4 protein-coding genes and 1 tRNA gene are annotated in these 4,598 nt (G+C 48.7%); 2 read left to right on the top strand and 3 right to left on the bottom strand.

The window, feature by feature from the left end:
* Window positions 1-169: 169 nt before the first annotated feature.
* Complete coding sequence (ppk2, locus tag Q0338_RS09175) at window positions 170-979, bottom strand: polyphosphate kinase 2 (protein WP_298086487.1); 810 nt, start codon at window positions 977-979, stop codon at window positions 170-172.
* A 138-nt stretch (window positions 980-1,117) separates the two neighbouring features.
* Between ppk2 and dsbD the strand changes: the two genes are divergently transcribed.
* Window positions 1,118-2,983, top strand: coding sequence for a protein-disulfide reductase DsbD (dsbD, locus tag Q0338_RS09170; RefSeq protein WP_298086486.1), 1,866 nt, complete (start codon window positions 1,118-1,120; stop codon window positions 2,981-2,983).
* 91 nt (window positions 2,984-3,074) lie between these two features.
* Window positions 3,075-3,148 (top strand) — tRNA-Gln (locus tag Q0338_RS09165).
* A gap of 155 nt (window positions 3,149-3,303) precedes the next feature.
* On the opposite strand, the gene Q0338_RS09160 is transcribed toward Q0338_RS09165, so the two are convergent.
* Window positions 3,304-3,669 (bottom strand): nitrous oxide-stimulated promoter family protein, encoded by a 366-nt coding sequence (locus Q0338_RS09160; RefSeq protein WP_298086485.1) that lies wholly within the window; start codon window positions 3,667-3,669, stop codon window positions 3,304-3,306.
* Window positions 3,670-3,715: 46 nt separating this feature from the next.
* The gene (kdsB, locus tag Q0338_RS09155; RefSeq protein ID WP_298086484.1) at window positions 3,716-4,435 is read right to left on the bottom strand and encodes a 3-deoxy-manno-octulosonate cytidylyltransferase; all 720 of its coding nucleotides are present in this window, start codon (window positions 4,433-4,435) and stop codon (window positions 3,716-3,718) included.
* Window positions 4,436-4,598: the final 163 nt, after the last annotated feature.

Raw genomic sequence — 4,598 nt, 5'->3', positions numbered from 1 at the left:
ATTTCCGTAAAGCAGGCAAGCGCCGATTTTACCGCCGTTCGCATCAAAAAGGCGCGGGTTTGGCCGCCTGCGTATAAATTTAACGGCCGAGTCAAATTTGACTTATTTTAGACAAATTCTTGCGAGACTATTTTCCCGCGCCGCACGTCAAATTTGACCCAAACTTGCCTTACCCGTTCATCTTGGATAGCTTTTCGTTTTTGAGATTTGCCTCCATCTGGCGGATCTCCTCCTCGCCGCTCCTTACGATACCTTCGTCGCACTCGAAGTTTTTGGCGTCTATTTTTTTCGGGTATTCGACGTTTGCTAGGATGTGCCTAAAAAGGTTGATGCGAGCCTGCTTTTTACTGTCTGAGACGATGATCGTCCACGGGCAAAACGGCGTGTTTGAGGCTAGCAGCATCGAGTATTTGGCGATGGTGTACTGATCCCAGAGCTCCTGGCTTTTCTCATCTACAGGAGAGATTTTAAACTGCTTTAGCGGGTCGGTGAGGCGCTCTTTAAAGCGCTTTTTTTGCTCCTCTTTTGAAACCGAGAGGTAAAATTTAAAGAAAATTATGCCCGAGTTTTTGATCATCTCCTCAAATTTAGGCACCTCGCGCAAAAACTCCTTGTGCTCCTCCTGCGTGCAAAAGCCCATAACGGGCTCGACGCCAGCGCGGTTGTACCACGAGCGGTCAAAGATCACGATCTCGCCCGCACTTGGCAAATGCGCAACGTAACGCTGAAAATACCACTGCGAGCGCTCGACGTCGCTTGGCTTTTCAAGCGCTACTATACGGCATCCGCGCGGATTTAGGTGTTCGGTTAGGCGCTTTATCGAGCCGCCCTTGCCCGCCGCGTCGCGCCCCTCGATGATGATGAGTACGCGCAGACCCTGCTCTTTTACGTGATTTTGAAATTTTAAAAGCTCGATTTGCAGCTTTCGTAGCTCGTGCTCGTAGTCGAATTTCACGCTATCCGTGCCGTTTTTACTCACTCTAAACCTCCTTTGGGTATTTTTAAAATGTTACTATCAAATAATTAAAATTTAGCTAAAATACGCCTCTTAATTTAACATTTAACGCTGACTTTATGGGAGCTTGTGTAAAATACGACAAAAATTTCAAGGAATATTATGATTTTTAGGATGATTTTTGCGGCGATTCTGACTTGCTGCGCTATGTTTGCCGAACCGCTTTCGGTCAAAGAAGCCTTCGGTCTCACCGCACACGCCGACGAGCAAAACGTCGAGTTTAGATTTGCCCCCGCGCCAAATATCCACGTCTACAAAGACAGCCTAGCAGCGAGCCTAGGCGATAAAATTTTAAACTCGCATCTAAACTTCCCAAAAGGCGAAATTTACGACGAACGCGAGGTTTATACGGATAAATTTAGCCTTTTCGTACCGATAAATTTGCTAAAAGGGCTTAGCGGCGGCGAAAATTTCACTCTAAAGCTCGAATACCAAGGCTGCGCCAAAGACGGCATCTGCTACCAACCGCAAATACTCAAATTTGGCGTCAAAAAGGGGCTTAGCAGCTACTCTGTCGCGCAGATCATAGAAGCAGCCGAGCCTGAATTTGCCGGCTCGCAAGCGCCGCTTTCTGAGCAAGACTCCATCGCCGCAAGCCTTAGCAGCGCAAATTTCCTCCTCTCGCTCGCCACGTTTTTTGGCTATGGGCTGCTACTATCGCTCACGCCTTGCATATTTCCGATGATACCGATCTTATCGTCAATCATCGTCTCAAAGCAAGCTAGCGGCGGCAAAAACGGCGCCGTAAATTTAAGCGCGCCAGACACAAACTCGCACGAATTTGACAGCGACAACCAGCACGCTAAAAAGAGCAAAAACTCGCGCGCCACGAGCGGCTTTTTCCTCTCTCTTATCTACGTTTTTGCGATGGCGTGCGCCTACGCGGTCGCGGGCGTGGCAGCTAGCGTTTTTGGCTCGGGCGTACAAAGCGCGCTGCAAACCCCGGCCGTACTGATCGGCTTTAGCCTCGTTTTCGTCGCGCTCGCGCTTTCGATGTTCGGACTTTACGAGCTTCAGATGCCCCTTGCCATGCAAAACGCGCTTAGCAAAAAAGCCCAAAGCAAAGGCGGCATAATCGGCGTTTTTGCGATGGGATTTTTATCCGCGCTCATCGCTAGCCCCTGCGTCGCCGCACCGCTTGCGGGCGCGCTGCTTTATATCGCGCAGAGCGGAAACGCGCTATTTGGCGGGCTTGCGCTCTTTACAATGGGGCTTGGTATGGGTGTGCCGCTACTGCTGATTGGGGCGAGCTCGGGTAAAATTTTGCCACGACCGGGCGCGTGGATGGATAAAATCAAGACGCTTTTTGGCTTTATCATGCTGATAATGGCGGTTTGGCTGAGCGCGCGCGTGCTGGGCGCTATGGCGGAGCTGCTGCTTTACGGCGTCATCGGCGTGTTTGCGAGCGTATTTTTCGGAGCTTTTGATGCGACAAAGGACGAGTACGGCAACGGCAAAAAACTGCTAAAAGGCACGGCGCTGCTAGCCTTTATCTACTCTGTCTTGCTGATCGTGGGCTCATTTTCAGGCGCGAAATCAGCGCTAAATCCGCTCGAAGGCTTTAAAAATGCAGGCAGCGCAGGCGTAAATTTGAGTAAAAATGAGCCAAATTTTATCAGCGTGTCAAATTTGATAGACCTAGAAAATGCGGTAAAAAGCTCGTCTAAACCCGTGCTTATCGATTTTTATGCGACTTGGTGCGCTAGCTGCAACGAGCTTGACGAGATCACTTTTAAAGACGAAGCCGTGCTAAAAAAGCTAGAAAATTTCACTCTTTTGCGAGTGGATGTGACGAAAAATAGCAGTGACGACGCACAGATAATGAAAAAATTCGGACTCATCGGACCGCCGGCGATCCTATTTTTCCGTGCCAACAGCGACGCGCAAGATGAGCTAAAAAACGCGCGCCTCATCGGATTTTATCCGCCCGAAAAGTTTTTAGCACATCTTGAAAAATTCGGGCTGTGAAATTTGCGTGGCGATTTTTGCGGTTTTATCCTCAAAATTTGAGATAATTAAAGCTGATTTAAATTTCGCTCGCTATAATTTCGCCTATCGTTACCCTGTAGTTTAGTGGTAGAACTGCTGACTCTGGATCAGCTAACAGAGGTTCGAATCCTTTCAGGGTAACCACCTAATCCCCCCCCCAAAAAAACCCTACACCTTAATTGAAAACCCGTTAAGCGCTTATAATTTTGCTAAATTTGCACCGCCTATCGGACCAAATTATAAACTTTGCAGTCAAATCATTTATCAAATTTGACCTCAAACATGCTGCTTTGCGGACCCTACTCCGCCGTTTTTGAAAAGGTAAATATCCTTTTAAGTTTTACAAGTCCGAGCTTCACGCCGCTATATCTCATTATCTTTGCCATCTGCGTCCATCTAGGCTTTTCGTAGCATGGATGCGGGCACTTGCGGCAGCTCGGTTTGATGTCGTGCAAACAGCCCAAAAGCCGCTCGTGAGCATATAAAAAGAGCTGCTCGCACTCGGCGCAAAGCTGCGCCCGGACACTATTATTTAAATTTTCGCCCTTATAGATTAGCTCCAAATTTATCTCGCGCTTTGGCTCTAGCGTATGTTTGTCGGTGCAGTAGGTTTGCAAAAATTTCGCCAAAGTCGTGATCTGTTCGGTAAATTTCTCATTCGTCATGCATTTTTCCTTTGGGCAAATTTACCAAATTTCGGGTCTCACAGCGTTAATCTAACTCAATGCCAAATTTCGCTCGCGCCCTTTGCAGATCCTCCTCGCAGTCGATACCGATGCTGTCGCTTTGCACTTCGAGCATGAGGATTTTTTCGCCGTTTGATAGAGCGCGCAGTTGCTCGAGCTTTTCGGTATTTTCGAGAGTCGACGGCGCAAATGAGCAAAATCTTTTTAAATTTGCCGCGCTATAGCCGTAGATGCCCAGATGCGCCTTGTACGCATCAAACGCAGCGCGGTCAAACGGGATACGCGAACGCGAGAAATAAAGCGCGTAGCCCGCGTCGTCGGTCACGACCTTGACCAGGTTTTTATCGTCCGCTAGCTCGCTGCCGACAAATTTAAAACACGAAAACATAAATGCTCTTTCCGCGTTTTTCTCGCAAAATTCTCTAAATTTGACGATATTTTCAGGCTCGATAAAGGGCTCATCGGCCTGCACGTTTATGATGATTTCGCTATCTTTGACGCCGAGTATTCCCGCAGCTTCGTTGATGCGGTCGGTTCCGCTTTGATGCGCCTGGCTCGTCATCACGGCTTTAAAGCCGAATTTTTGCGCGATTTGCGCCACGCCCTCGTCGTCTGCGGCGATGGCGACCTCGTCAGCCGCGCTCACCCTGCGCGCCGTAGCGACGAACATCGGCACGCCGTTTATTTCGCGTAAAATTTTATTAGGCATTCGCGTCGAAGCTAGCCTTGCGGGGATGATGATCATCGCTCGATCCAAGCTAAAATTTTAGCTTCTATATCGCTTTTTGCGGCGATTTCGTTATGCACGGCGGCTTTTGCAAATAGCGATCTTATCGCGACAGGCACTTCGTCGTTAAACTCCGCTGCCAAGGCCTCAAGCCCGATTTTTTCGTCTTTTAGCGTTTTGT

Origin of the sequence: uncultured Campylobacter sp. (genome assembly GCF_938018145.1) — a bacterium.
In the GTDB taxonomy this organism is placed as follows: Bacteria; Campylobacterota; Campylobacteria; order Campylobacterales; family Campylobacteraceae; genus Campylobacter_A.
The sequence above is the reverse complement of the archived record's forward strand: the minus strand, read 5'-3'. Positions and strand labels throughout refer to the sequence as shown.

What these genes read in the sequence shown, in the direction of transcription:
- dsbD (WP_298086486.1), top strand. Translation starts at nt 1,118, where the DNA reads ATGATTTTTAGGATGATTTTTGCGGCGATTCTGACTTGCTGCGCTATG.
- Q0338_RS09160 (WP_298086485.1), bottom strand. Translation starts at nt 3,669, where the DNA reads ATGACGAATGAGAAATTTACCGAACAGATCACGACTTTGGCGAAATTT.
- kdsB (WP_298086484.1), bottom strand. Translation starts at nt 4,435, where the DNA reads ATGATCATCATCCCCGCAAGGCTAGCTTCGACGCGAATGCCTAATAAA.